The sequence below is a fragment of the Candidatus Limnocylindrales bacterium genome (assembly GCA_035559535.1).
In the GTDB taxonomy this organism is placed as follows: Bacteria; Moduliflexota; Moduliflexia; order Moduliflexales; family JAUQPW01; genus JAUQPW01.
This window is the reverse complement of record DATMBG010000042.1, coordinates 57132-83144: the sequence shown is the minus strand read 5'-3', so window position 1 is coordinate 83144 and position 26013 is coordinate 57132. Positions and strand designations below refer to the sequence as shown.

Annotated in this window: 22 protein-coding genes and 1 riboswitch; of the genes, 9 read left to right on the top strand and 13 right to left on the bottom strand. The window is 47.0% G+C overall.

The window, feature by feature from the left end:
* Nucleotides 1-708 precede the first annotated feature (708 nt).
* Nucleotides 709-1422, bottom strand: a complete 714-nt coding sequence (locus VNM22_15330) for a PD-(D/E)XK nuclease family protein (protein ID HWP48535.1) — start codon at nt 1420-1422, stop codon at nt 709-711.
* A gap of 309 nt (nt 1423-1731) precedes the next feature.
* On the opposite strand from VNM22_15330, the gene VNM22_15325 reads away from it, so the two are divergent.
* The 8 genes from VNM22_15325 (at nt 1732) to VNM22_15290 (ending at nt 10322) form a co-directional block, all read left to right on the top strand.
* Nucleotides 1732-2145 carry a hypothetical protein gene (locus tag VNM22_15325; GenBank protein HWP48534.1) on the top strand — a complete coding sequence of 138 codons (414 nt, stop codon included), beginning with the start codon at nt 1732-1734 and terminating at the stop codon, nt 2143-2145.
* On the top strand, nt 2142-3809 hold the full coding sequence (locus tag VNM22_15320; protein ID HWP48533.1) for a hypothetical protein: 1668 nt from the start codon (nt 2142-2144) through the stop codon (nt 3807-3809). The genes VNM22_15325 and VNM22_15320 overlap by 4 nt, the downstream gene beginning before the upstream one ends.
* Before the next feature lie 18 nt (nt 3810-3827).
* Nucleotides 3828-5117 carry a vWA domain-containing protein gene (locus VNM22_15315; GenBank protein HWP48532.1) on the top strand — a complete coding sequence of 430 codons (1290 nt, stop codon included), beginning with the start codon at nt 3828-3830 and terminating at the stop codon, nt 5115-5117.
* Between the two features lie 93 nt (nt 5118-5210).
* On the top strand, nt 5211-5990 hold the full coding sequence (locus tag VNM22_15310) for a hypothetical protein (GenBank protein HWP48531.1): 780 nt from the start codon (nt 5211-5213) through the stop codon (nt 5988-5990).
* 63 nt (nt 5991-6053) lie between these two features.
* Nucleotides 6054-7190: a VWA domain-containing protein gene (locus VNM22_15305; GenBank protein HWP48530.1), complete on the top strand. Its 1137-nt coding sequence runs from the start codon at nt 6054-6056 to the stop codon at nt 7188-7190.
* A 110-nt stretch (nt 7191-7300) separates the two neighbouring features.
* Nucleotides 7301-8248: an aldo/keto reductase gene (locus tag VNM22_15300; GenBank protein ID HWP48529.1), complete on the top strand. Its 948-nt coding sequence runs from the start codon at nt 7301-7303 to the stop codon at nt 8246-8248.
* 232 nt (nt 8249-8480) lie between these two features.
* The gene (locus tag VNM22_15295; protein HWP48528.1) at nt 8481-8927 is read left to right on the top strand and encodes a response regulator; all 447 of its coding nucleotides are present in this window, start codon (nt 8481-8483) and stop codon (nt 8925-8927) included.
* A gap of 372 nt (nt 8928-9299) precedes the next feature.
* On the top strand, nt 9300-10322 hold the full coding sequence (locus VNM22_15290) for a rod shape-determining protein (protein HWP48527.1): 1023 nt from the start codon (nt 9300-9302) through the stop codon (nt 10320-10322).
* 132 nt (nt 10323-10454) lie between these two features.
* Here VNM22_15290 and VNM22_15285 read toward each other — a convergent pair whose 3' ends face one another.
* The 3 genes from VNM22_15285 to VNM22_15275 form a co-directional block, all read right to left on the bottom strand.
* Nucleotides 10455-12653: a M1 family aminopeptidase gene (locus tag VNM22_15285; GenBank protein ID HWP48526.1), complete on the bottom strand. Its 2199-nt coding sequence runs from the start codon at nt 12651-12653 to the stop codon at nt 10455-10457.
* Nucleotides 12654-12938: 285 nt separating this feature from the next.
* Nucleotides 12939-13379, bottom strand: coding sequence for a glycine zipper 2TM domain-containing protein (locus tag VNM22_15280; GenBank protein HWP48525.1), 441 nt, complete (start codon nt 13377-13379; stop codon nt 12939-12941).
* Between the two features lie 547 nt (nt 13380-13926).
* Complete coding sequence (locus VNM22_15275) at nt 13927-14733, bottom strand: hypothetical protein (protein HWP48524.1); 807 nt, start codon at nt 14731-14733, stop codon at nt 13927-13929.
* 685 nt (nt 14734-15418) lie between these two features.
* Nucleotides 15419-15505, top strand: a riboswitch (cyclic di-GMP riboswitch).
* Between the two features lie 174 nt (nt 15506-15679).
* Here VNM22_15275 and VNM22_15270 point away from each other — a divergent pair.
* Complete coding sequence (locus VNM22_15270; protein ID HWP48523.1) at nt 15680-17806, top strand: vitamin B12-dependent ribonucleotide reductase; 2127 nt, start codon at nt 15680-15682, stop codon at nt 17804-17806.
* A gap of 10 nt (nt 17807-17816) precedes the next feature.
* Here VNM22_15270 and VNM22_15265 read toward each other — a convergent pair whose 3' ends face one another.
* From VNM22_15265 to VNM22_15225, 9 genes are all read right to left on the bottom strand, one after another.
* A complete protein-coding gene (locus VNM22_15265; GenBank protein ID HWP48522.1) occupies nt 17817-20207 on the bottom strand; it encodes an EAL domain-containing protein in 2391 nt (796 codons plus the stop codon).
* Nucleotides 20208-20952: 745 nt separating this feature from the next.
* On the bottom strand, nt 20953-22056 hold the full coding sequence (locus VNM22_15260; GenBank protein HWP48521.1) for an ATP-binding protein: 1104 nt from the start codon (nt 22054-22056) through the stop codon (nt 20953-20955).
* Between the two features lie 474 nt (nt 22057-22530).
* Nucleotides 22531-23220, bottom strand: a complete 690-nt coding sequence (locus tag VNM22_15255; GenBank protein HWP48520.1) for a cytochrome c biogenesis protein CcdA — start codon at nt 23218-23220, stop codon at nt 22531-22533.
* A gap of 18 nt (nt 23221-23238) precedes the next feature.
* A complete protein-coding gene (locus tag VNM22_15250) occupies nt 23239-23844 on the bottom strand; it encodes a 6-bladed beta-propeller (GenBank protein HWP48519.1) in 606 nt (201 codons plus the stop codon).
* Nucleotides 23845-23927: 83 nt separating this feature from the next.
* Nucleotides 23928-24221 carry a hypothetical protein gene (locus tag VNM22_15245; GenBank protein HWP48518.1) on the bottom strand — a complete coding sequence of 98 codons (294 nt, stop codon included), beginning with the start codon at nt 24219-24221 and terminating at the stop codon, nt 23928-23930.
* The gene (locus tag VNM22_15240) at nt 24218-24532 is read right to left on the bottom strand and encodes a heavy-metal-associated domain-containing protein (GenBank protein ID HWP48517.1); all 315 of its coding nucleotides are present in this window, start codon (nt 24530-24532) and stop codon (nt 24218-24220) included. The genes VNM22_15245 and VNM22_15240 overlap by 4 nt, the downstream gene beginning before the upstream one ends.
* Nucleotides 24529-24786 carry a thioredoxin family protein gene (locus VNM22_15235; protein ID HWP48516.1) on the bottom strand — a complete coding sequence of 86 codons (258 nt, stop codon included), beginning with the start codon at nt 24784-24786 and terminating at the stop codon, nt 24529-24531. Before VNM22_15235 ends, VNM22_15240 begins: the two co-directional genes overlap by 4 nt.
* Nucleotides 24783-24986 (bottom strand): hypothetical protein, encoded by a 204-nt coding sequence (locus VNM22_15230; GenBank protein HWP48515.1) that lies wholly within the window; start codon nt 24984-24986, stop codon nt 24783-24785. Before VNM22_15230 ends, VNM22_15235 begins: the two co-directional genes overlap by 4 nt.
* On the bottom strand, nt 24967-25971 hold the full coding sequence (locus VNM22_15225; GenBank protein ID HWP48514.1) for a cytochrome c biogenesis protein CcdA: 1005 nt from the start codon (nt 25969-25971) through the stop codon (nt 24967-24969). Before VNM22_15225 ends, VNM22_15230 begins: the two co-directional genes overlap by 20 nt.
* Nucleotides 25972-26013: the final 42 nt, after the last annotated feature.

Below are 26013 nucleotides of genomic sequence, written 5' to 3'. Positions count from 1 at the left end.
CCACGAAAAATGCCATCCTCAAAGGGTTATGGAGGGCCGGGGGAAGTATATATTCTCTGAGGAAGCTTTGATAACCCAACCGACAGGGAATTTGAAGCTTTTTATCTGCGGAAGTTCCCTCCAAAGGATACCGCTTTCAAATTGAAGTCTATCCTAAACAATACGGTTCCTCCCTTGCCTCCCTACACGCCCGGATAAGGCTCAGCTGAGAGCGCGACCGTCTGCCTTCCCCCCCCCTTCCCCACCTCACCCCCTTTCCTGAAGCTTCAGGAGAGGGGGAAGGGGGTGAGGGAGAGTCGGTCTCTATAAGAGGGAGACTTCAAGTCCATCCGCACCTTTACCTTTATAGGGGCACCGGTCACTTGCGATGTATACGCCAGGACCCCGGTTAAGATAACAGCAACCGACAAAACGACCAATTCTTCTGTAAGTACTACCGTAGATGTTTCGAAATGCGGTCTTTTGAGATAAAATAAGTGATCTGGAAGATTTTACTGAATAAGGGTAACCGGCCGGTTACCCTTGCCCGGAAATTATTAACAGGTATTTATCTGTGGATATAAACTTTGGCAGGAAATTTAAGGAAACACTCTTCACACCCCCCCTTACCTTTCCTGATATGTCCCAAACCCCATAAGGACTCTGACCACGCTTAACATAAGCACCCCATGGCCCATCTTTCTAAAAAATCTCTGAACCTGCTACCTATCAGGCTGTAGCAACGGTCATCAGGTGCCGGAGTAACTCACAATTCTTACATCCATCTACCCCACGGGGAGGGCGATCCTGATCATAAATCTCCCGTACTTTGCGGACCAACAGGGGAATCTTCTGGAAGTCCAGCCGAACCGGGAGAATCTTTGCCGAAAACTCCAGAATAAAACCCTCCGGCGTTACAGGATCCTCTTCGTCTACCCCCTTAACGTCGATCACCGGTTCCAGGTAAATCAATGCCAGACCTGAAACCGGAGAAAGCCCGCAGTGTTCCCCGATGTAGGCATAGGCGTTAAGCTGTACCTCGTATTTGGAAGAGAGTTTATCCTGGGTACCAGTAAACCGGGCCGTTTTGTAGTCTGCAATCAGATAGGATCCATCGGCCTGAACAAACACGGCGTCGGGGGTTCCGGTAAGCAGTATGGAAGTGTCTGGATCAAAAACCTGAAACTTTGAATGATGGGGGGGTTCCCGATATGTGTGGATATCTCCCAGATCGGACAGCCAGGAAGGAGGTCTTCCATACTGGTCGAACCATTTCTGGATGAGGCGTTTGGTGTAGGCATCGATGGAGTTAAAAATTCCGGGGAAGATCTGAAAAGGTAGTCCTTCCGGCAGATGGAGCTTAATCCAGAAGCAGCAGGGGCAGAAATCCGGCAGGGTCAGCTCTCCCAGTTCCTTGGCCGGAATCCGAATCTGGCCGGTCATGTGATCCTCCCTGTATCACTGACTCCCCCGACGTCCTTTCCGTCGCGGGTTCGGAGTCAGAGAAACGTCTAGGTTGAGTCCAACGTAGGAACGGGTTTTAAACCCGCCTGAGGATATGTGGTAAAAATTCAGGAGGGAGTTTTACACCTTTATCTGGCGTCGTCAATAAAAAAATTACGCAGGTGTGAAGATGCCCCTACAACCCCGTTCTTGCGCTTTTGTGAAAAATTTCCTTGACTGATCTACTTTATAGGTGTAGATCGTTTTTTCATGGAATCTCAAGACGATTTGAGGAAGGTCACAGAAGCGGTGGATCTGCAGGATGTAACTCGTATGGCGATTCATAAACTTATCAAAAGCGGAAGGATCAAATCCGATGGAAAAAGAAACACTCCCCTGGTCCTCCTAGGGGGGGACTTCAGCAGTAGCAACCCCATATCAGTCCCTCCTGGAGGGGGCCAGGGGGGTGTTCAGACAGAAAAAGTGACACCTACTAAATTGTTACAGTTACAAATTTTAAGAAATCTCTTGCTTTTAATCTCTTTTTCTGAGAGGATAAATTCTATAGGGGTGAAGGTCAAGGAGAAAGTCCAATCCAGGTCCTTGAATAGGGATAAGATTAAATTCTGTCAGACCCTTGACACCAACGTAGAAGAGAGTAGATTTAAAAATAATTCTCTCTCTCAGAAGGGTCAAAAATCCCATGAGGAGATATCATCATGAGAATGCCAAAGCAAGTCCTTCTTCTTTTCACCATGGGTCTTAGCCTGCTGAGTTTGTTTACATTCTGGATGCTTGCCGGGCTGGAATGTCAGGCTTATCCTGCCATCAGTTTAGGGGAGATGTATTCGTACACCGAGGATGTTAACGTGCGGGAGCCATTAGAGCTTGCACCGAGAATCATTGTTCAATTTACACTCTCTTACGCACTACCGGAAAAACAAGAGGAATTTCTCTCAAAAACCCTTTCAGGGTTTCCTCTTCGTGAATATAAACCGGAAATGAACTGGAATATGCCGACGAATCGATGGTTTGTCCAGTTTGAGGAAACGATTCCTCCGGCAAAGATCGTAGAGGCTGTAAATCTTATCAACACCTCTGAGGTTGCCCGTGCTGAGTTCGTCTACCTGGTCCATGGGATTGCAGCAGAAATGACGGGGATGGTGATCGAACCCAAGGAATTCTTTTCAGTCCAGGATTTACAGGAGCATATCCTTCAAGAGTTGAAAAAATATGGTGACTTTACAGTTGGAGCCGTAACCGTATCCGAGAACAGTACCTTTCACATTTCTTTTTCGGAAATTAAACCCCCCTTAACGCTTTTACGCCTTGTAAATCTTGCCGCCACCGACTCATGGGTACGTCGTGCCTATCCCAGATTTCATTATCTTCACCCCCCAGTTATTGCGGAACTTAAGGTCACTCCCGAAACCGGGCAGTTAGATGAGGTCAGGACGGTTTCTTTGATCATTCAAAATTTTGCTCCAGAGCGGATTCAGATAGATCCTAAACTGATTTCCCCTTTGGGAAGTGCAGAGTTTATTCCTAAACCTGTCAGTGGAGGTAAGGCCAGATATTTTGAGGTTTCTCCAGAACCCGAGGTCAACAGAGTTCGTAATGGATCTGGAGAGATCGTAACCCTGACCTGGAAGTTGCGCCTTTTTGAAGTACAGGCTACAGGTACCGATTCCGTTGGAAAGTGGGTAATTTCTGGGCCTCCTATTAACTTTACCGAGAATGGAGAGTTAAAGACGATTACTACCAATATTGCCAACTTCTTTGTAATTTCCCATCTTGCAGGAGTTGTAACCTCATTTCCTCCGGCAACTTTGCTGACTGTTCCTGAAATTCAGGTTACTCCCCTTCCCGCTGCTCCTTTTATCTCATCCTCCAGACTGGATTCTATTCCCTTTATAGCCAAGCTCCCATTTAGACCTGTCTTACTCTCCTATGCCTCGTTTATCCTGGCAGGTCTATTCGGTATCGCCAGCCTGGTAAGGGGGAGAACCCTCTTGCAACAGAGGAATCGACAGATTCCTCGCGGACCCCTTGAAAAACCCTGGCAAGAGGTCTGTATGCAGCTTTTAAATGAAGCCCAGCAACATCCTTCCCTCGAAAGTTATGAAAAGGTCTATGAGGCCCTCTCCCTGGCATTGAAAAACCTCTTTCCCGGTGAGTTAAGCCCCCACCCAGGACTTGGCGAAGTGATGGAAAACTGTGGCAGTCGGTTAGATGAAAAGGAACGTGACCTCCTTAAAACAATCTATAGGGAGTTAGAGAAGGTTTACCGGCCGAATTTTACCCTTCAAGAAGAGACGCTGACCCGATTAACCTCCGATGTCAAGTCCTTGATTATGTCCCTGAAGCGTCTGAAAATGGGATCCTAGGTTTGAAGGAAGCCAGCCATGTTTGAAATATTTGGATATGAAGCCTCACACCCTGAATGGTTATTACTCTTACCTGTTGTTTTGGTTGAATTCCTCTTCAGGGTACGTCGTTATGCGCTTCAAAAAGCACACCTCCATGTAAAGCCGGAGTACCTGACCTTCCGTGAACGACTCAGGCAATGGCAAAGTCGGATCCACTTCGTACTTCCAACGGTTTTTAAGACCCTGACCTACCTATCGGTGATCCTGGCCCTTGCGGAGATTACCCATGGCTATTTCTGGACTGAAGAAAAACTGGAAACTCCCAACATACTCCTGCTGGTGGATTCCTCAGGTTCCATGTTTGAGCGCAAGACCCTGAATGTCTATCCCGGAGTAAAACCCATTACCTGCCTGGCTGAAGAGGAAATCGAGCTATATCCAAGAATGAAAGGGATGTGCCGTGCCCTTAAGAAATTCGTGGATATGACCGAAGCAGCAGCCCTCTCTCCCTATCAAAAAAAGAAACCGCTTATCTCCCTTATGGCCTTTGCCCGAGACCCTGCCGTGATTCTTTTTCCAAGTACCGATTACCGAAGGCTCCGAGATCAGGTCGAGCGTTTCGAGTGGAGTCCGGTGATTCTGGGAGGAGACACCAACATTCATATCGCTTTCTATGCAGCCCTTTCAAACCTCATCTTTCGCTATGCCTCAGAGCCAAATACCCCGTCGACCAATCCAACACTTCTTCCTCCTACAGGCTCCGCGTTCGTCCCTTCCACAGGCTTAGAACAGGCCCTAAGGGTAGCCAGGGAATCTATTTTTACAGAAGATGAAATGAATCTCCTCAGGAAAGCTTTGCGACCTCAAAGCGGACACTTTGTACTTCCTCCTGAACTTAGCAAAAAAATGAGTTCTATCCAACCGAAAATCCAGGAATGGACCATCTTGATTTTTACTGACGCAGTCTATGACGACCTGAAGTCTTTCGAAACCCGGGATCCCTCTCTCTGGAAATTATTGGAGTTTGCGGCTTATTTAAAGCTTCCCATTTATTTTATCTCCATCGAAAATTTTCTTGTCCAACTTAAATTGGCAGCGCAAGAAACCGGCGGGGATTTCCTTCTGGTACGAAAGGACGACCCCTTGGTTAATATGGAACAGGCAGTAAAGGAAATTTTTGAAAAACATCTCAATCACTTCACCACTATACAAATCCCAAAACGTGCTTCGTATAGTCGATGGTTTATATTGGCAGGGTTCGTCTTTTTTCTCTGCTGGGGGATTGCAGAATATACCTTTGCCCGTTCACTTACCGGAGAGATATAACAGCCTTATAGCCGGAGGTCAAAAGCCGGAAATCAAAGCAAAGAAAGAGAAAGTTCTGGCTCCGGACTTCTGACCCAGGATTACAATCCTTTTATGGGACGGTTAATAATCTATACCATTCTTACAATACTTTTTCTCGGCGAGGGCTTTTGGATAAAACAGGCGATGCAGAAACGTGCCCGTGAAGAAGCCTTATATCAAAGGCGTGTGGTCGAGGAACAAAAGGAAATAGAGGCCTTAATCCGTGAAATAAATGACGAGATGAAAAAAGCTTCTTCTCCTGAAGCCTGGGAAGCGATCCTGAAAGATCAATTCCCCAAACTCTCTAGGGTGATAGAGGAGAAAGAACAGGCTCGTATCAAGAATCTGCTTATGGCAAAACTTGCAGAAAGCTACATGCTCCAAATGGAAAAAAAGGTCGCCAGAGCACAACAATTCCTCCTTTACAGCAAAAATCACCCCGAGGCCAAGAGATATTTAAATGAGGCCATGGACATGGCAACAAAAGCAGATGGGGTTGTAGCGCTTCTTCCTGAAACTTTCGATGATCCCATCTTAACCGCGCAGTGGTTGTACCGGTTTGCCTTATTTGCTGTGGAAAGATCTATCTTTGCCGGAGAGGATGCCACCAAACTCTCCGATTTCACCGAAGTTGCGCGGAGCAAACTCAAGAAAGTCCTCGCTTACCTACCAAAAGATCGCAATGCCCAGACGGCCCTTGAACTCTTGGAACAAAACCAAAAGGCTTTGGAGAAAGCCGGTTCCCTCACAGGAGATAGCACGCAACAACGACAGATCATCCTGAAAATGTTGCCTCAACGCCCCAATGAGAAAATCCAGATGAATGATGTACCTGCCGGAAGAACCCATTAATCGAATTCTTGCTTCCTTTCCCCCTTCCCGGGGTTGGAGGACGGGGAAAAAGGGCCCTGGAGCGTGATATTCCAAAAACCTGAATGGCTGTGGGGAAGTATACTGATCCCCTTGATTCTTCTGGGTGCCTGGTACGCGTACCGGAAGCGTGAGCAGGTATTAGCAGACCCCTGGATCCAGATGCATCTCAGAGGTTCCACCCTCCCGAAGAGAAGGGTTGTCGTTACCCGATGGATCTTATACTGTATAGTCTATCTGCTCTTCCTGATGGTCCTTGCCGAACCCATGAAAAAAAAGATTCAGGAGAAACCTGTTTTTACCGGCATCCGTATCACCTTTCTCCTGGATACCTCCCTGTCCATGGCTTATGCACGGGATCTGGAGCCAAGTCGTCTTGCCGTTGCCAAAAAAACCCTTCAAGATCTGGTGGATTTCCTCTGGAGCAATGAGGAAATCGGTGGCAATTATCAGGTGGCCGTTATCCCCTTTGCCGGTGCGGCATTTCCAACCTCCTTTCTTTTCTCAACGAGTCCTTACGAAATTACCTCCTATATTCAGGCCGTAGACGAAAATACCATCGATGTACCGGGTACAAGCCTTCAGGCCGCAATCGTCGCGTGGGAAGATCTTCTTTCGCGATTTCCTGCGGATTCCGATACCACGGATGTGGGGATTTTAATCTCCGATGGGGGCAAGGAAGGGGGTTCGGAGCAAAATCGCCTCGAAGCGATTCGCAGAATAAATGACCTTCATACCAAGAATCCTCGTATTCTCCTCTATACGGTCGGAATAGGAAAAATAAAAGAAGACGCCCTGGGTGTACGTCATGCCGAGGAGGTGCTATTGGTAAAGACCCAGGATGAGAAGGGACGTGTGGTGAGTTACTACCGAACAAACCCCGACGACCCTACCAGTTCTATCCAAACTTCCTCATTGGATGAAGAGATCCTGCGTCGGATGGCGGTAGCCGGAGGAGGTTCATATTACTACGTGGAAGAGAGTTCCACCTTCTACACAAGTTTGAAATCCATCATACTTTCCCAACGAAAAATAGTCCGTTACGACACCTACGAAGAATATACCCCGCTTCGTACCTGGTTTCTTGTTCCTCTTCTGGGCGTTTTTTCCTGCCTCGCCGGCTACGGTCGATGGATTTTAATTCCCCTTCGGAAAGTCATCGGACGTTCCAGGCGTCTCTGATAGAAAATCTGTATAAAATTCTTGACTTTCCTGGGAAGATAGAGGTAAAGGTTGCTTAAGGCGCATCGAATGGTTCGAACTCAACCCTTAAAATTAAGGAGAATGATCCTATGACCGGTTCTTATAAACTTTCCGGTGAGATTCCTCGCCGACCTTTAGGAAAGACAGGGATTCAAGTTTCAGCCTTGGGATTAGGGGGTTTCCATCTGGGCATCGCAAAGAGCGAAGAAGAAGCTATCCGTATCGTCCAGGAAGCGGTCGATATGGGAGTAACCTTCATGGATAATGCCTGGGAGTATAACGACGGTCGCAGTGAAGAATGGATGGGTAAAGGTCTGCAGGGCCGTCGGGATAAAGTTTTTCTGATGACCAAAGTGTGTACCCATGGACGGGATCGTAAAACGGCCCTGCAGCAACTGGAACAATCTTTACGCCGACTCCGAACGGATTATCTGGATCTGTGGCAGATCCATGAGGTTGTTTATGAAAATGATCCGGAACTGCATTTCGCTCGGGATGGGGTCATCGAAGCCCTCGATCAGGCTAAACGTGAAGGTAAAGTTCGTTTTGTCGGCTTTACAGGCCATAAAAATCCTGCCATCCATTTGAAAATGCTCTCCTACAATTATCCTTTCGATACCTGTCAGCTCCCGCTTAATTGTTTCGATGCAACTTTTCGTAGTTTTGAACAGCAGGTTTTGCCGGAACTCAATCGACGGGGTATCGGAGCCATTGGTATGAAAAGCCTTACCGGGCGACTTACCGTACCGGCGGTCAAAAAAATCATTTCGGTTGCCGAAGCGCTCCGCTATGCCATGAGTCTTCCCGTTGCCACCACGGTCAGCGGTATAAATTCTTTGGAAATACTTCACCAGAATCTGCAAATTGCTTGTGGTTTCAAGCCGATGACCCCGGAGGAGATGGAGGCTGTTCGGGCACGCTGTCGGCTTTATGCAGCCGATGGTCATCTGGAACTCTATAAGACCACCCTGGTGCATGAGGGTCCCATCGGAAGAATCCAACATGGCTTTCCCTCCAGGGAAGAAATCCCGGCCTAAATAGGAGGCCTTGTCTGGCCGAATTTGGCCAGACAAGACTTTCAATTCTGATTCCGATTTCCTCAATAAGATTAACTTTTATATTGACATAAAATAAGTTTATGCTATAGAGTAACATACGTTAATTAGAACAGAAAAACCCGAAGAAGGGGTGTACCGGCCTGAAAATAGGAGGTTCTATACGATGGTCCCAGACAGCTTGGGACACCGGTATAGAAAAGGAGATCCGGTTATGATGGTAAAAGAAACTACCGAAAAAGAGATTCTCCTCAATGAAAAGGAAGCCAGGGTCACTGCGAAACGTTTCCGTGTACTGGTGGTGGAGGATGATGTAGATATCGCAACCGCCCTGGGGGATTTATTGGAGTTGTGGGGCTATGAGGTCCGGGTAGTCCATGATGGTTTAGAAGCCACGAAGGTAGCCCTGAGTTATCTACCCGAAGTTGTCCTGTTGGATATTGATTTACCGGGAATGGATGGCTATCAAATCGCTCGATGGCTTCGACAAGATACCCAATTGTCTAAGACGGTACGGGTAGCTGTGACGGGGTATGGGCAGGAGGAAGATCGGCGTCGAGCTCAGGAAGCAGGATTTGATTATCACTTTACAAAGCCTGTAGCCCCTCTCATCTTGCAAGAATTATTGGCTCACTTACAAAAATGCCGGAAACAGGGTTAAATAAAAAGAGCCATTTTCGGAACAGAGTCCTTATTCTTCCTTCTCTGTCGCCTCTCCTTCTTTTCTGAAGTCTCCGGAGAGGAGTCAGAAGGCTTTCGAGGGTAGTTTTTTCTCACCTGACCCCCTAACCTCTTCCCAACGCGGGGAAGGGGAACTCGGGGATGGCCTTTCCTCCCAACTCTTTCTTTCCCTCCCAGGGAAGGAGAGTCGGAGGGGGTTAGGTCTAAAAGACCTACCCCAGCAAGGAGCCGGGAAGTGGGGTGAGAGGGTAGGGTAAAGGGATACCGATGATTTTAGAGGGTATGAGAAGGAGTCGTCATAGCAAATCTCTGGGAGGCATTTGCTATCGGCTTTTTTGTAGGAGAATTCTTTATGATTCCACCTTTAAGTTGGTTTTCTAAAGACCTGGCCATTGATCTAGGTACAGCCAATACGTTGATTTATATGAAGGGACGGGGCATTGTGGTCAATGAACCCTCCGTGGTGGCGGTTGATCTTAAGACCAATAAAATCCTGGCGGTTGGTAAGGAAGCTAAAGAAATGCTGGGTAAGGTTCCGGGATCTGTCAGTGTTATTCGACCCTTAAAAGACGGGGTTATCTCGGATTTTAGAATTACCCAACAAATGTTGGATTACTTCATTAGAAAAGTTTACAACCGAAAATACTTCTTTATTCATCCCAGGATTGTGGTAGCAGTTCCATCGGGAATTACAGAAGTCGAAAAAAAAGCCGTAAAAGACTCGATTCTTCAGGTCGGGGCCAGCGAAGTTTATCTGATTGAAGAGCCTATGGCTGCGGCTATGGGGGTAGGTTTACCTATAGAAGAACCTTCTGGGAATATGATTGTGGACATTGGAGGCGGGACCACAGAAGTAGCGGTTATTTCCATGGCAGGGATTGTTCATAGCTGTTCCATTCGTGTGGCCGGGGATGAAATGGATGAAGCGATTATTCAATATATTAAGAAAAAGCACAGTTTACTCATTGGAGGAAGAACGGCGGAGTATATTAAAATGACCTGGGGTTCTGCTTATCCCCTGGACAAAGAAGAAATTACAAAAATTAGAGGTCGAGATTTGATAGAAGGGATTCCCAAGACCCTGACCCTTTCAAGTGAAGAGATCCGAGATGCACTCAGTGAGACGGTACTGGCTATTGTGGAAGCTGTGAAAACAACCCTGGAGCATATCCCTCCCGAATTATCCGCAGACATTATTGACAAAGGGATCGTATTAACCGGAGGGGGTTCCCTACTTCGAAACCTGGATATCCAACTTCAGGAAGAAACCGGTTTACCCATTATCCTGGCCGAGGATCCTCTGACCTCTGTAGCTCTTGGAACCGGCAAGGTTTTGGATAATATGGACTTATTGAGTCGAATATCCGTGGGCTAACCTCTTCCCCGGGAAAAATTCACTATTCCTTTACCTTTCAGGGGGTCCTGATACGGATTCCCCATTGAAATCGGCCATGAGTTCTCCTTCACTCATTCTCCACAGGCGCCAGCTTAAGGCGCCTTTGTCCGGTTATCGGAAATAATAGACGGTATTGGGAGACTCTTCCGGCCAATCATCCCGTTGAATGGGGTAGCCCTTCTCAAAAATTATGTAACTATCCCAACCGTAATAGAACAGATATCGAGCCCGGGAAAGGGCACCGGGGGCTAATCCAAAATAGAGGGTCAGATATTTCATCGGATTTTTTGGATTGCGCCAGGTTATCAGGAGGGCCATTTCTTCTCCTTTATATTCCTTACCTCCCAGCCTGAAGGCATCTTCTTTTAGCTCAAAACCTTCTGGAAGATGAGTCAGCCATTCCTTGACAGGGGCTGATTTCCGGGCATCACCCAGGATAAAGAGAGAGTTTTGGGTCAATAAATCTCCGGTTAGAGTGGTATCCGCCAGAACTTTCCCCCCCTTTCGGGTCGCGACCATTTCTGCCAAACCTCGATAAATAGTGATTTCATCGGCTGTTCCTTGGGTCGGATAGATCAAAAGTTTATCTTTATCTTCTAAAAGGGCATTGAGGCAGGGGATCAAAGTTTCTGGAGCTATCTTACGAAAAACATGGTATTCAGGATCCAGGATTAAAGCAAGGGGAGCCCGATCCACCGTATAGATAAAGGGAGTCTCCCGCTCGGTAAGATCCAGATGCAAAATTCTTCTTTCCTCTTCGAAACGAAGCTGGATGGGAAGTCGAAGTCGGTAAACATCTCCGCGTTGAACCACCTGACCCGTAATCCGATAGCCTTTGGGAAGGGCTTCTAATTTTACATCTTCCAATTTCAGTTCGGGACCTCCCTTTAAATCTAACCATTGGCGAAAGAACCAATCCAGCGGTTGGTGGGAAATCTCTTCAAAAACTTTTTGCAAATCTTCCCAGTCGGCCCGGTGTCCACCATATCGTCGGATGATTTCCTTTAAGCCCAGAAAAAAAGAATCATCTCCTATCCATCGACGGAGTTGATGGAAGATCATAGATCCTTTGGTATAGCCGATGTCATTTTCGTAATCTTCGGTTTTTCCTTTGAAGGCCCGAACTGGATACTCTTTCTCCGGGGTAACCCGTATACTGTACTGTTGGCTGGCCCTCTTTCGGTACCTAAAGGCTGCTTCTTCACCTTGTTTAAGCTCCTTATAGTAATAATTGGCACAATAGGTAGTCAAAGCCTCTACCCAATTTCCTTTATCCGGATCGTAGAATACGTAATTCCCCAGCCAGGAGTGGACGATCTCATGGTCCAGATAACCGGGTTGCAAAGCCCGTTCTCCTTGTCGGATGACTTCTTTTCCCAACAGGGTAAATGAGGGGAATCCATATCCGCTGGAAAAGAAATTCTCCACTATATCGAACTTTTTGTAGGGATAGGGGCCCAGGATTTGAGAATACAACTGAATATACTCTCCGGCGGCCCCAAGGAATTTGTCGGCCAGAGATTCATTTTCCGGAGAAAAATAAGCCGACATGACCACCCCATTCCAATTCCGGGTCTGAACCCGATACTTCCCGGCAACCAGGGTAAGGGCTTCTGCAGGAATCTCAGATCGCCATTGACTTTTAGATAAACCTTCTCTGGTCTCTCGTGCGATTAACTCTCCCTGGGTAACAACAACCCAGGGCTCCGGAATGGTGACCACAAGGTTAAAAAGAGATAAAGATTTGGGTATTTCCGGATACCAGTGGGTATCTTCCGATAAATAAACTCCTTCTTCTCCGATTAATCCGGTGGTTTCGTCTCCCGTAATAAAGCTCAGATCCTGAGATTTCTGAATCGGGTCATAGATGATTCCTTCGTAACGAAGGGTAAAGGAAAAGGTTTCTCTTGCCTCTGCAGGGATCTGCAATCGAATCTCCTGAGATCTATGATCCCTTGGAAAACTATGCCAGGTGAGGGTTTGATCTGACTTCTCTGGATAAATTTCCAGGATTTTCAGCGCCCCATTCATAAAAAAAGAGAGGATCCCTTGATCTGAGTTTATCAAGCCGGAATTCATGCGGACTTGAAGAGTATCCTGGACCTGAAGCCTGTGATCCTCAGGAGTCAGACGAACTTCTAGATGGTGGATTAAAAGGGGGATGGCATCTTTCCCTTCCTCCCCGGCAAAGAGGGGAGTGGGAGGGAAGAACAGGAAGATAAACAACAGAATCCAGTCTAAAATCCAGCTATGCGGTGACCTAAAACCACGTAGTTTCCTTCCTGGGAGGAAGCCAGACCTAAGATTCATACCCCAACCGGAGCCCATCGAGTATCTTATCAGCCCGGCCAGGTGGCAGACCTCTCCTGCAGGTTTGCTATCTAACCTGGAGGAGGGTAGGACCACCTGCCGTCGAGGAGGTAATTCCCTCTATCAATCCTTTTCTGCTTTGAAAACAAATTCGTTTCCTGCCCGGAGATTACTTTTACCATCCTGCTCTGGACGGAATTTGTCAAGGGAGAAAAAAAGAAGGATTCAGTAGGTTAAACGTCCTCGTTTGATAATCGGTATTAACAAGCAGATGGCCATACTCTACTAATCCGGGTATCCGGATCTATTCATCACAGTCTCTTGCTTTAAGGGGACCGGAGGTAGTTGTGGAGAACTATTCCAGCCCGGTAAATCTGGAACCCATACCTGATGTTCTGGAACCCATTGCCCCTGGACCCATTGACCTGGAACGGTTACCCAATGACCGTAGCCGGTATTATAATCAGAGCGACCCCAGGTAGGATGAGGGGGGGGACCATACCTCTGTTCATTGTATTTATCTATGGCATTTCCCACCACAGCTCCGGTTATCCCCCCTAAGGCTGTACCAAGTAAAGTACTCCGGGTATTATGACCTAAGGCCTGTCCGGCCAGGGCCCCGGCTCCGGCACCGATAGCAGCTCCCGTTTGGGTACTATATCCGGTACACCCTGAAGCCCAGAGTAAAGCACCTGTAACTAACCAAATTAAACTTGCCTTTCTCATTTCGTTTTTCCTCCTATGGGATACCAACTCCCCCTCCTGAATATAAAGCTGGATAAGCATCCAGGAGTTGGTCCATACACAAAACAATCTATTCAGATCCCTTCACCTTGAAGGCCATATATCTATTTATACTCATTTATACGAATGAAAAGGAAAAAATCTTCGGAATCCCAACGAAAATCGCCTTGTGATTTTTATGCCTTGTGGCGACCCAATGGGTTATGACCCTTTCGTAGGATTATTTGGAGTTTCTCTATTAAAGGGTTTCTCCATTAAAGAAACAAAGGTATTTAACTTGACAATGTTAAATGACCGAAAAACCCCGGCGGCCTGGTTGTAGCAAATAGGGTCTTCCACCGCCGGCCATTCCTGCTACACTGTAAGATTCCTTGATGGCTTGATTAAATCAGTTGGGGATATGCAGGTGGAGAGGGCCAGGTTAAGGGGTGGCTCCGACTCCTCTAAGTCGGCGAAGCATACCATCCAGAATACTGTTTTTATCACCTATTACCGGGACCAGCGACAAAGTTCTACCGTTCCAAGCCTGTTAAAAAGAAATCGAAACAGCTGCTATATCATCGTGGGGCTTAAACCTCGGATATTTCCAACATTCTGGATCGCTTTTTTCTCTTTCCCTTACGTAGTCTCTTATCCTTTCTAGACCCCCCTCTAAAAAGAGACTTACCAGTAGACCCAAAGGATCTTTATGCCGGGGGTTCTCCTGGGGAATAAACAACCCATCGGTAAAAACAAGGATATGTTTCACATTTTCTAAATCTTCTGTACCTCGATTTAAGAACCCGATCATCTCCCTTTCCCCGTTAAGGACACCGTAGGAAACATTGGCTTTTTCCCTTGCTTTCTGTAAGGGTTCCAAAAGAAATTCCCGGATATTTTTGATCTTCTTATCTGCCAGTTCTTTCCAGAGAATGAGGGTCTCCCGATCATGGTCGTAGTCCTCCACAAGCAGTTTGTAGGAATTCTTATCGTAAAGGACCAGGATTGGACTGTCCCCGATTTGTATCCAATCGAAGGTATCCCGGTTGATTTGGATCACGGCTGCGGTAGTGCCCCATAAACTGACCTTTTTAGAAAGATCTATTCCATGTTTGAGCATTTCCTCTCTGAGGAGAGAATTTGCTTCCAGGGCCAGATCGACCAGGGGTTTACCCCCTTTTTCAAAAACCCTTTTGGCAATACGGGAAGCAAGCAATCCGCCTGTATTCCCGTGGGGATCTCTGTAATTATCCAGGCTGGTTACGCCATCGAAGACTCCAAAAATATTTTGGGTTATGACCAGATTATCTTCATTAAGGGGGCCGGAGCCTTTCTCGATTAAAAAATGAACCTGCATAAAACAGTTTGTTGACCCTGAGGATCCATCTAAAAGGTTGGTAAAGTCCCGTCAGATTTCCTATAATCCTTCTATTCCCCAACGGATAACTTCCCCACCTGATGTTAATATAAGGGTTCTTTGTCACAAGTACAACAGCCTGAGGGAAACCGGTCCAGAGATACTTTAAAAGACCGGTCTGTATCTCACCCCTCCTTCATCTAGAAACTTCGGAAGAGGAGGAAGACTTTTGGGATCTAACCCCTTCGATTCCTCTTCCCTGCAAGGAAAGGAGGTTAGAAGAAAACTATCCCTGAAAAGTGGGGCAAGGAGGAGGAGGCGATGATATTTCCTGTCCTGTAGCCTAAAATCGTAGGTCTGACCCGTTAACTTCCTGTTTTGAAGAAGGTTGAAATAATTTTCATAGATGGGGTTACCTCTCCTGCATAGGACTTTAATTCCGATTCCAGGAGAAATTCGGTGGTTTCTTTGCCACAAATAAAGTTTTAAAACCGCAAGAATTTTCAGTTTTTTAGAAGACAACCTCCTGGGTTTTTTCTCCTTAGGGAGGCTAAAATAACTTAATTAAACTTATTTTATCATGTGGTATAGTTCTTGCGTTAGCACCAAGTCATTTCCTGAGTATAGGTTCCTTGTAAGGGTTTCTTGACAGAGGAAAGGTTTTTGTCAAGATTCGTACGTTATTTCTCGATAAAGCCAAACCACTCGAAAGAGCGGGACGGAAAGCCACTGCCTAAGGTGTTATTTACACTATGGTAGAAGGGTTGCCGAAGGAAATAGCGAAGCAACAATAGGATCTTCCGTCTCTCTTTCTCTTGTTCCTTTCCTATTGGCCTTCCTAATTTCCTTAGCAGATCCTGATTTTTTTAGCAAATAAGTGGGTCCGAGTTTTCCTTCTCGAAATGGAAGAAGGGCCCAGACCGTCCCTTAACAGGAGGGTCATAGCATGTTGAAAACCATGAAAAATAGAGAAGTTCCATCGATTTCAACGAAAACCAGGGGCTTAAAGATAAAGAGATTTTACACCACCCCGGAGGTGCATCCCTTTGAGGAAGTAGAATGGGAACTCCGGGTGGCCAGCTTTACCGATGAAAAAGGTGAAACGATTTTTGAGCAGAGAGAGGTGGAGGTTCCGAAATTTTGGTCTCAGACGGCAACCAATGTAGTCATACGAAAATATTTTTATGGAGCTTTAGGAACTCCCCGGCGAGAGCGGAGTGTCAAGAGTTTGATTAATCGTGTTGCTCGAACCATCACGGATTGGGGTCTTAAAGATGGGTATTTTACTTCCTGTGAAGATGCCGAAACCTTCTACCACGAACTCTGTCATATTTTAGTTCATCAGAAAGCCGCTTTTAATAGCCCAGTATGGTTCAACGTAGGAATTGAAGAGCATCCCCAATGTTCGGGATCTTTTATCAACTCTGTGGAGGATACTCTGGAGTCGGTTTTAGATCTCATTAAAACAGAGGGAATACTTTTTAAATATGGATCGGGTACCGGGACCAATTTCTCTACCTTACGTTCCTCTAAGGAGAAGCTCTCCGGAGGTGGTAAATCCAGTGGACCGGTTTCCTTCATGCGGGGGTGTGATACCATGGCGGGTATCATAAAAAGTGGCGGTCGTACAGGCCGTGCCGCTAAGATGGCCATTTTGAATATAGATCACCCGGATATTTTGGAATTTATCGACTGCAAGGCCAATGAAGAGAAAAAAGCCTGGGCGCTCATCGAAGCCGGGTACAACGGAGAATTTAATGTGTCCGGTGGAGCCTATGACACGGTGGCTTTTCAGAACGCAAACCACAGCGTTCGGGTTACAGATGATTTTATGTGGGCTGTCTTACAGGATAAGAAATGGCAAACCCGGGCCGTGACTACCGGCGAGGTTGTGGATACCTATTCAGCTCGAGATCTAATGAAGCGGATCGTGGATTCAGCCTATATCTGTGGGGATCCCGGTTTACAATTCGATACCACCATCAATGACTGGCATACCTGTCCGGCTTCCGGTCGTATTCAGGCTTCCAACTCCTGTAGTGAATTCATGTTTTTGGATAATTCGGCCTGTATTCTGGGGTCTCTAAACCTAATGAAATTTCGCCATGAAGGTTCTTGGGATGTAGCAGGGTTCTGCCATGTGGTAAGTATCATGACCATCGCCATGGAGATCCTGGTCGGTAATTCCGGCTATCCCACCCAAACCATCCAGGGAAATAGCCAGAAATTTCGTCCCCTGGGGTTGGGATATGCCAATTTAGGAGCGCTTCTGATGTCGGAGGGTCTCCCCTATGACAGCGATGCCGGCCGGGCTTATGCCGGAGCTATTACAGCCCTCATGAGTGGGCAGGCTTATAAAACCTCTGCCATGATCGCCAGAGAACTCGGTCCCTTCCAGGAGTATGCCGTAAATCGGGAACCCATGTTAAAGGTCATTAAAAAACACATTTCTTATCTGGCTAAAATAGACCGCCTAGAGATATCTCGATCTTTAATAGAGGTGGCCGAACAGGTTTGGGAGGATGCTTATCGCATGGGCCAGCGGTATGGGTATCGGAATGCCCAGGTCACCCTTTTAGCTCCTACAGGGACTATAGGATTTTACATGGATTGTGATACCACCGGGGTGGAGCCGGATATCAGTCTGGTTAAATATAAAAAACTGGCAGGGGGAGGTTTAATCAAAATAGTCAACCGGACGGTTCCGGAGGCTTTGAAAAAGTTGGGCTATTCTACAGAGCAGATCCACGCCATCGTTGAGTATATCGATCAGAACGATACCATTGAAGGAGCCCCGGGGCTAAAACCGGAGCATCTTGCCGTCTTTGACTGTGCGTTCAAACCCTCAAAAGGAACCCGATCCATCCATTATAGCGGTCATCTCAAGATGTTAGGGGCCGTTCAGCCTTTCTTGTCGGGGGGAGTGTCCAAAACCATTAATATGCCCCAGGAGGCGACCCCTGAAGACATCTGGCAGGTATATATGGAGGCCTGGAAGATGGGGCTTAAAGCGGTCGCGGTATATCGAGATGGCTGCAAACGGACTCAACCCCTGAGTACTTCGGTGAGTTGAGAAACCAGGGTTAGAGGGAAAAGGTGGGGTACAGGCGTGCAAACACCTCAGCAGGGAGTGGGTGGCTGAGTAAGTAACCTTGGATCTCGTCACAGGCTTGCGAGCGTAAAAAGGTTAACTGTTCTTCGGTTTCCACTCCCTCGGCGATCACTTTCAACTTGAGACTATGGGCCATGGCAATAATGGCTTTGATAATGGCCGCATTATCCGCATTGTTTGGGATATCCTTCACAAAAGACTGATCAATTTTTAAGGCGTTAATGGGAAAGCGGTTTAAATAACCCAGTGAAGAATAACAGGTACCAAAATCATCTATTAAGATCTGGACTCCCATGGCACTCAATTCTTTTAATATCGGGATGCTGAAATCGAGATCTCTCATGGCAATACTTTCGGTAATTTCCAGTTTAAGGGTTTGAGCAGCCATACCCGTCTCTTTAAGGATCTTTTTGATCAACTCCAGCAAATTTTGATGCTGAAACTGGCGAGCCGACAGGTTTATGGCCACGAAGAGTGGGGGTAGGCCCATATCTTGCCAGGCTTTACTTTGTGTGCATGCCGTTTGTATTACCCATTCCCCGATGGCCACAATCAATCCGGTTTCTTCCGCAACCGGGATAAACTCCCCTGGAGAGATAAGACCCCGCTGAGGGTGTTGCCAGCGTAGGAGCGCCTCAACTCCGGTTATCTTACCACTTTTCAAACATAGGATGGGTTGGTAATAAAGTCGAAACTCCTGCTGTTCGATAGCTCGTCGAAGGCTGGCCTCCAGGTGTAAGAGTTCCACAGCCCGTGTATGCATACCGGCATCAAACACGGCATACCTTGCCTTACCCAGCGCTTTGGCCCGATACATGGCAATATCGGCATCCCGTAGAAGATCGTCGGGTTGGATATACCCTATGGTATTTAGCGCAATCCCTATGCTGGTGGTTGTACAGACCTCCTGTCCATTTAAATTGAAGGGGGACATCAGTTCTTTTTGGATCCTGTCCGAAACACGAATGGCATCATTAAGACTTTCGATCCCATCGAGAAGGATGGCAAACTCATCTCCCCCCAGACGGGCAACGGTATCTCCAGGGCGCAAACACTCCACCAACCTTCGAGCAATCTCAACAAGGAGCTGATCTCCGGCCAGATGGCCCAGACTATCATTAACAACCTTAAAGCGATCCAGGTCCAGAAAGAGGACCGCAAACTGATAATTCTGACGGCGTTTTGAACGCTCGGTTGCATGCTCCAGGCGATTCATGAACAGAGCTCGATTGGGTAGGCCTGTTAAGGCATCGTGAAACGCATCATGCAAGAGTTGCATTTCGGCCACCTTACGGTCGGTAATATCGGTCTGAGAACCGGCCATGCGATAAGCCTTCCCTTCTGCATCTCGAACTGCAAGTCCTCGACTTAGCATCCAGCGGTAAGTTCCGTCCTTATGTTTCATCCGATGTTCGTTTTCAAAGGGAGTGAGGCCTTCCAGATGTAAATCGATTCGTGCCTTTAAATTTTCAATGTCCTCAGGATGCACCCGGCTAAACCACTCCTCGAGGCTATTTTTGATCTCGTTTTCCTCATAACCGAGCATCGACTTCCAACGGGGAGAGTAATAGATCTCACCAGTTTTCAAATTCCAATCCCACAGTCCATCGTTAGCCCCACGGGCAGCAAGGGCATATCGTTCTTCACTCTCTCGCAACGCATCCTCCGCCCGCTTGCGCTCTATGGCAAAGGCAATATGACTGGCGATGGTTTGCGCCAACTGAACTTCCTCATCGGTGAACTCATGCAGGGTGTTATAATAAATCATAAATTTCCCTAACAACTGACCTTGATACACCAGGGGAATGAAACCGAGAGCCCGGATGCCCTCCTTTAAAATGGCGGGTCGGAGAGACTGCAAACTCGGCTCCTTTTCCACATCAGGAACCAGGATCGGCTGTGGGTTCTTTTCGTGGCGTGACCACGGACAATGACCTTCTCCAGCTTTTCGGTAGTTATCGGAAAGTCCTCTCCAGGCTTTAAAGCGGATGATGCCATCCGGATCAAATAGTAACACCGAAGCCCGATCCGCCTTCAACGTACGTTGCAAAGCGTTCAGAGCTTCGGTGTAGATCTCTTCGAGAACTTCTGCACGGCTGGTGGCACTGTTGAGATGGTAAATACTCTGAAGTTGCTCAATGCGTTGTTGTAACTGTTCTTCCGTCCGCTTATGCTCGGCCAACTCTTGCTGGATTGAATGGTACAATTGGGCATTATCCGGGGTCATCAGGGTCAATCCTTTGATGAGTTCACTTTTCAGCTCTTTTTCTAATTTCGAAAGATCAATAAAACCCCAAACAACAAGTGTTCTCACCATCGAGGTTAGGGGTAATGCCAGGAGCTTTTTCAAAAATTCTAACATAGAATCTTTTTTATTTTGGGAATTAAATCCTTCTCTCCAGGTAGCGCCCGGATCCTTTAAGCTTTTGTTCTCTGAGATGGGTTAATCACTCTCTCCCCTATTGCTGGGTTTATATCCTTTCCAAACAAATTTGGAAAACATTCATTAACTTTCAAACTCTACCTGTATATCTTAAATTCCTTAGAGATGCAATCAAAAAATCACCTGAAAATTTTTATTGATTTTCAACTTTTTTGATTTATGTTTGTCTAATCTAAAACCAGGGGATTCATTCTCTTTAGAGGGTTTTCTAACCTTAAATTCTCAAGGAGTCCATGATTTGAAACAGCTCGGATTGAATAAGTTGCCTCCTGGGGAGGGGCGGTCCTTACTTTATACCCCATTTCAATACTGATTTGGTATAAGAGGTGATGCCAATTTCCGACTGAGATGGGTTATTGGTCGGACGCTGTGGTTGGTGCGATGTTCACCCTTGGACAAGCCTGTCTTGAGTTTATCCAGGGGTTTAGGTAGGAATTCTAAAGGGGATTATAGAAGAAAAGAAACACGTGGACAAGCCTGTCTTGAGTTTATCCAGGGGTTTAGGGCAAATGGGGAAAGACTGTGGAGATTATGGCGTAGTTCGAGTCGATCTAAATGATGGTTGGACCCTGTATATGAAACTGACCTGAGTAGATGAAAAATACCACCCATTGTCGCCCCTTAACGCTCTGAAGATAGCTTCCATCTTTATCGGATAAAATACTCATCTTGCTATAGGGAGCCAGACGATAAAGGTCGTACCGGCTCCCTTTTCACTGATACACTCAATCTCTCCCCGATGCTCTTTAAGAATCTGCCGAACCAAGGGTAACCCTAGCCCACTCCCCTTGGCTTTGGTGGTAAAAAAGGGCTCAAAGATTCTCTCGAGATTTGCTTTGTCAATGCCAACCCCGGTATCGACTATCTCAATTTCAACTTTTCCGTCTCTCGTTCGAGTCGTCACAACTAACCGCCCTCCCTGGGGCATGGCTTCCATAGCATTTCGAAATAGATTAAGAAAAACTTGCCGAAGCTGATTGACATCTATGAGTACTTCTGGTAAATCCGCCTCAAAGACCTTCCGAACTGAAATCCTTTTCTCATAGAGCTCTAACGCTAAAAACTCCAGAAGCTTCATTAAAATTGTGTTGATATTCCCACGCTTCAGTTTGGTTTTCGGCAGCCGGGTAAACTCATGGTACTCGGTTACAATACTGGCTAAACGTTCCAGTTCAGATCTGATAACTTCTAAACTCTTCCTCGCCTCTTGGGTCTGAACCTCTGGAGCAGTTAAGGTCTCTTCCAGCAGTTCTATATTGAGCAGGACAGAAGTCAGGGGATTCATCAATTCATGGGCTACCGTAGCACAGATCTGCTCCACGGCTGTTAACCGCTCTGCCTCAGCTACCTGCCGGTAAAGGGTTCGCTTTTCGGTGATATCTTTAACATAGACAATAGCTTGAACGACCTTTCCATCTGGATTTTTCAAAGGAAACGTGGAAATCTCCATCTCTATTCGCCGTCCCTTTTCAGCGATTCCGACCCGTTCCAGGTGGACAGGTTTCCCGGACTCAAAGGTTATACATACGGGGCATGGTTCCTGAGAAGGTTCAGCCCCTTGAAAGGGTTGGTGGCAATCCTGGTGGATAAAATCATTGGCAGACTTGCCCATCAGAGATAGAAACCCCTGGTTAACCGCTTCAATGGTATGATCTTGGCCCACCATTAAAAGCCCGTCCGTGATTCCTTCAAAGAGGGTCTGGAGTTTGATTTCACAGGCAATTGTTTCGTTTTTTGGAGCGCGATTTTCTTTTTGAGTTATCTCCATAATAAATTCCTCCTACTTGTTTCCTCTTTATTAAATTTGTCATTTAAACTGTGAGATCGTTACGCCGAAATCTTGATGGTAGCAAGTTCAGTCGGAGCGGTCTGTTATACCAAATTCAGATGATTACCTTGCATGTGTCATTCTGAGCGATAGCGAAGAATCTTGTCGTGGCTGAGGCAAGACCCTTCATTTCGCTCAGGGTGACAATGCACAATATTCAAGTAGATTTGGTATTAAACCCAAATTAAACAGTTGGGTGAGTAGTACACTGTTTACTTAGTTTTGTTTAACGTTTAAGTGGTCCTCACCCCCGGCCCCTCTCCCTCTTCTCCCTCCCCGACCACGGGGAGGGAAGGGGTGGGGGCGGAGAGGGGAGCTGGGGAGTGAAAGCAGCCCTATGAGGTTAAAATTAAGGTAACAGGGTAGTAGTTATTGTCTTTATCATGTCTAATTTTGAGAACGCGTGAACGAAGCCTATTTTTGTAGAATCGCTTGCAGGCTTCCACTCCGGGTGAAGAGGGTGTAGAAGCCAGCAAAAACCAATATGCCTCCGATGAGATATTGCGTGCTGTAGGAATAACGACGGGCAACACGTATCATTGTTTCCCAGGCCTTTTCCGAGTAGACGGCTATCACCAGTGGAAGAGACAGTCCCAGACCAAAGACAAAGAGGCTTGAAAACCCAAACAAGAGCTGGCCCGAGAGAGCTGCCCTCCCAAGCAGGGCCAAGATCAGGGGACTGGCACAAGCCGGGACCGCCAGACCGAAGGCTCCTCCCAGCAGAGTTGTCATGGAACTCTCAGAGAGACGTGGAAAAGGTAATGTGAAGCTCCATACAGGGCCTTTCATTAAAATGATCAAACCGAAAACCATATACAACGTGCCCAAAAAGAGGATGTAATGGCTTTGAATCCCAATGAACTGTTGGCCTAGGAGAGCCGCAAGCAGTCCGATAAGGCTTAAAAAAAGTGCTCGGGTCAGTGTAAAAAGCAAGCTTTGAAGGATCCGGGCACGCTGGGTAAAGGGTAACAGGTATTGAAGGAAGATGAGATTGGCCCCTAGCGAGCAGGGCTCGATAAAACCCAAAAGGCCTAGCAAGAAAGGCAGTATGATACTACCCGCAGCGGACGTTCCGCTCCAGATTTCCATGAGAGTTCCGTGCATTATGATCCTTTAAAGGTATTAAGGAATAATATTCTTTTTCGATTGTTTTGGAACCATTGAGACAAATTTTTCAATTCGGTTGTTGAAGAAATCGCTCACGAAGACAGATCTCTGCGTGTCTACAGCAACTCCAGCCGCATAGTGAATCTGGCCCAGGTCACTGCCAAGTCCTCCCCACCAGCTAACCAGTTTCCCCTGGCCCGTAAACTTCTGCACCCGATGATTGAAGGCATCTGCCACATAAACATAGCCTTCCTGATCAATTGCCACTGCCTTAGCCAGACGAAACCAGCCAGGCCATTTCCCTGAAAGGCCGTAACTGATCCCACCCCATTTGGTAAGATAGTGTCCATCTCGAGTAAATTTCTGGATCCGGTGGTTGTAGGCATCCACCACAAAGACCTCGCCTTGGTTATTGACGGCCACATCAGTAGGGTAATGGAATCTCCCACTCCAACGGCCGTTGCTTCCCCACTGGAGCAGGAATTTTCCATCAGCGGTAAATTTCTGGACCCGGTGATTGTAAAAATCGGTCACATAAACCTGACCGTAGTGGTCTGCCGCGACTCCAGTAGGGGCGTCAAATTCCCCATCGCCTTTTCCATGCTGCCCCCATTGAACAATTAGGGTACCATCGTTATGGAGCTTAGAAATTTGATCGGCGAGAAAATCGGCGACATAAACGAAATCTCCTACCGCTGCTACAGCTACCGGTCTTTTAAAACCCTTCCATTGGGCACAAAGGATCCGTCGTCTTGGAACTTTTCAATCGCTCCGTTTTCTGCATCAGCCACGTAAAGAAATCCGCCTTCCCAAGCAAGCCCCATAGGGTGACGAAAGTTTCCTGCTCCTTCTCCTTCCTGGCCCCACTGCAAGATAGCCCGATACGTCTCTTTGGGAGATATAACTTGTAGTAAGCGAAGCGAATCTATCGGAAACAGGCTAAAGAAAAGGACTGCTAGAACAATCGCCAGAGCTATAAGAATCCCAAATCTTTTCATGGTGAGATAGTGTAAGGATAGGGATAGTCAGCTCGCTGGATCGCTTCCCGTATCTCGGCAAGAGTCACCCTCTTCCCCAGAGCAACGACCACCCGGATTTTCTCTTCTTTCCAAAGCAAATCCACCCTTTGAACCCCCTCCAGCTCTAATAACCGCTTTTCCAGGCCGTAAGCACAGTAGGGGCCAGGGATGCCAGGAACGGACAGGATAATCTCTTCCTCTCCTGCCAAAAGGAAGCCCGATCTTAACAAGATCGTCACAGCAAGGGCAAGTAAGAATATCACCGTCAGTGACACATAAAAGACTTTCATGGGTACTCTCCGACTTGCATGAGTTTTTCTCTCAACTGATTCTCGCTGACTCCACCCACAAAGGCCACCTTCTCATTGATAACCAGGGCTGGGGAGACCATGACACCATACTGGACAGCAAGCTCCGCGTGATCTATGAGGTTGATGATCTCCACTTTCACATCGGGAAAATCAGGCCAGACCTTCTCGATAACTTGTTTGGCCCGGTCGCAACGAGAACAACCAGAGGTGGTCAGTAGTTTCAGATGAATCATATTCTCTCCTCCTTCTGCTTCTTGATCCCTCGAATAGCGACCTTACCTAGAGGGACAAGGATGAAAATCGTAAAAATGGCTAGGAGTGGGCCGAAGAGGCTATTTACCGTTACCTGGTCATCGCCATGAGCCTGCACCAGAACCGGCATCAGAACCAGCAGTGCTATCACACCCAAAATCTTAAGCGGTTTTTTCCACATACCTATTTACCTCCTTCTTTTGAAGGTTTTTAGCATAGCCCCAAAGGATTGGAATTACAATTAGCAGGGCCAGAAAGATCCAGGGGCCATAGAGCAGCAACGGGTCATGAACTGGCATATCGCCCAGTTGCTTTTCCACATAAGCGCTTTCGGCAATCTGCTCACCACCGATAATCATTACTACCCTATTCCAAACTTTATGAAAAATAGACTCTTCCCACCAGGCATGGCCGAAGATGGGTTTTGGGGTGATGAGAGCGGCAAAACCAATAAGCCCCCACCCCACCAGTTGTTGCAGTGCCTCCTTCTTGTTAAGGATCCACCCCATGGAATTGACTCCCCAAATGGCCAGGATCGAGATGGCCAGGAGAGGTGTGGCGCGGCCAAGACCATGAATGAGTCCAAGAATCCCTCCTGTCATAAGGTTTCCTATTCCAGCTATATAGGTTAGCAACACATAGAAGGCCGGATTGGGGCAGCCGATCCCGGCGTTTCCAAGTAGAATTCCCATCAAAAAGGCTTTGAAATAATTAGTCGGTGATCCTGCCATAAAACCAGGCAGAGACCCGGAATAGGACGGTCCTTTATAGGAAATTAATCCTAACTCCGACAGCCCAAAGAGATAAGCCGCCAGTCCCGCGACCAACCACATCAAAAGGGTCGCCCGGTCCAGATAGAGGATCTTCCCTAGGGCTGCCATAGCTACTCCATAGGCAGTCAGTGTGATCGCCATTCCAATGGAAAAGAACAAAGCGATAAGAAAACCCTTTTGATAGCCCTTGCCCATGGATAGTGGAACGATTACAAGCAGAGCAGGTAACGTACACGGTAACAGGATCATTGAAAGTCCGGCTACGTAAGCCAGCGTGAGACTGGCGGCCTGAGCCGGAGACGTGGCCAGGGAAAAGAGCCCAATCACGGTTATGGCCAGAAGGACCAAAGCCATGGAGACAAAGATAATTTTTCCTTTGTTAGAGTTATTCATATTTCTTGCTCTCTTTCTTTTTTATGTTACACGCTGATTTGA

What these genes read in the sequence shown, in the direction of transcription:
- VNM22_15330 (HWP48535.1), bottom strand. Translation starts at nt 1,422, where the DNA reads ATGACCGGCCAGATTCGGATTCCGGCCAAGGAACTGGGAGAGCTGACC.
- VNM22_15320 (HWP48533.1), top strand. Translation starts at nt 2,142, where the DNA reads ATGAGAATGCCAAAGCAAGTCCTTCTTCTTTTCACCATGGGTCTTAGC.
- VNM22_15315 (HWP48532.1), top strand. Translation starts at nt 3,828, where the DNA reads ATGTTTGAAATATTTGGATATGAAGCCTCACACCCTGAATGGTTATTA.
- VNM22_15310 (HWP48531.1), top strand. Translation starts at nt 5,211, where the DNA reads ATGGGACGGTTAATAATCTATACCATTCTTACAATACTTTTTCTCGGC.
- VNM22_15300 (HWP48529.1), top strand. Translation starts at nt 7,301, where the DNA reads ATGACCGGTTCTTATAAACTTTCCGGTGAGATTCCTCGCCGACCTTTA.
- VNM22_15295 (HWP48528.1), top strand. Translation starts at nt 8,481, where the DNA reads ATGATGGTAAAAGAAACTACCGAAAAAGAGATTCTCCTCAATGAAAAG.
- VNM22_15290 (HWP48527.1), top strand. Translation starts at nt 9,300, where the DNA reads ATGATTCCACCTTTAAGTTGGTTTTCTAAAGACCTGGCCATTGATCTA.
- VNM22_15285 (HWP48526.1), bottom strand. Translation starts at nt 12,653, where the DNA reads ATGAATCTTAGGTCTGGCTTCCTCCCAGGAAGGAAACTACGTGGTTTT.
- VNM22_15280 (HWP48525.1), bottom strand. Translation starts at nt 13,379, where the DNA reads ATGAGAAAGGCAAGTTTAATTTGGTTAGTTACAGGTGCTTTACTCTGG.
- VNM22_15275 (HWP48524.1), bottom strand. Translation starts at nt 14,733, where the DNA reads ATGCAGGTTCATTTTTTAATCGAGAAAGGCTCCGGCCCCCTTAATGAA.
- VNM22_15270 (HWP48523.1), top strand. Translation starts at nt 15,680, where the DNA reads ATGTTGAAAACCATGAAAAATAGAGAAGTTCCATCGATTTCAACGAAA.
- VNM22_15265 (HWP48522.1), bottom strand. Translation starts at nt 20,207, where the DNA reads ATGTTAGAATTTTTGAAAAAGCTCCTGGCATTACCCCTAACCTCGATG.
- VNM22_15260 (HWP48521.1), bottom strand. Translation starts at nt 22,056, where the DNA reads ATGGAGATAACTCAAAAAGAAAATCGCGCTCCAAAAAACGAAACAATT.
- VNM22_15255 (HWP48520.1), bottom strand. Translation starts at nt 23,220, where the DNA reads ATGCACGGAACTCTCATGGAAATCTGGAGCGGAACGTCCGCTGCGGGT.
- VNM22_15245 (HWP48518.1), bottom strand. Translation starts at nt 24,221, where the DNA reads ATGAAAAGATTTGGGATTCTTATAGCTCTGGCGATTGTTCTAGCAGTC.
- VNM22_15240 (HWP48517.1), bottom strand. Translation starts at nt 24,532, where the DNA reads ATGAAAGTCTTTTATGTGTCACTGACGGTGATATTCTTACTTGCCCTT.
- VNM22_15235 (HWP48516.1), bottom strand. Translation starts at nt 24,786, where the DNA reads ATGATTCATCTGAAACTACTGACCACCTCTGGTTGTTCTCGTTGCGAC.
- VNM22_15230 (HWP48515.1), bottom strand. Translation starts at nt 24,986, where the DNA reads ATGTGGAAAAAACCGCTTAAGATTTTGGGTGTGATAGCACTGCTGGTT.
- VNM22_15225 (HWP48514.1), bottom strand. Translation starts at nt 25,971, where the DNA reads ATGAATAACTCTAACAAAGGAAAAATTATCTTTGTCTCCATGGCTTTG.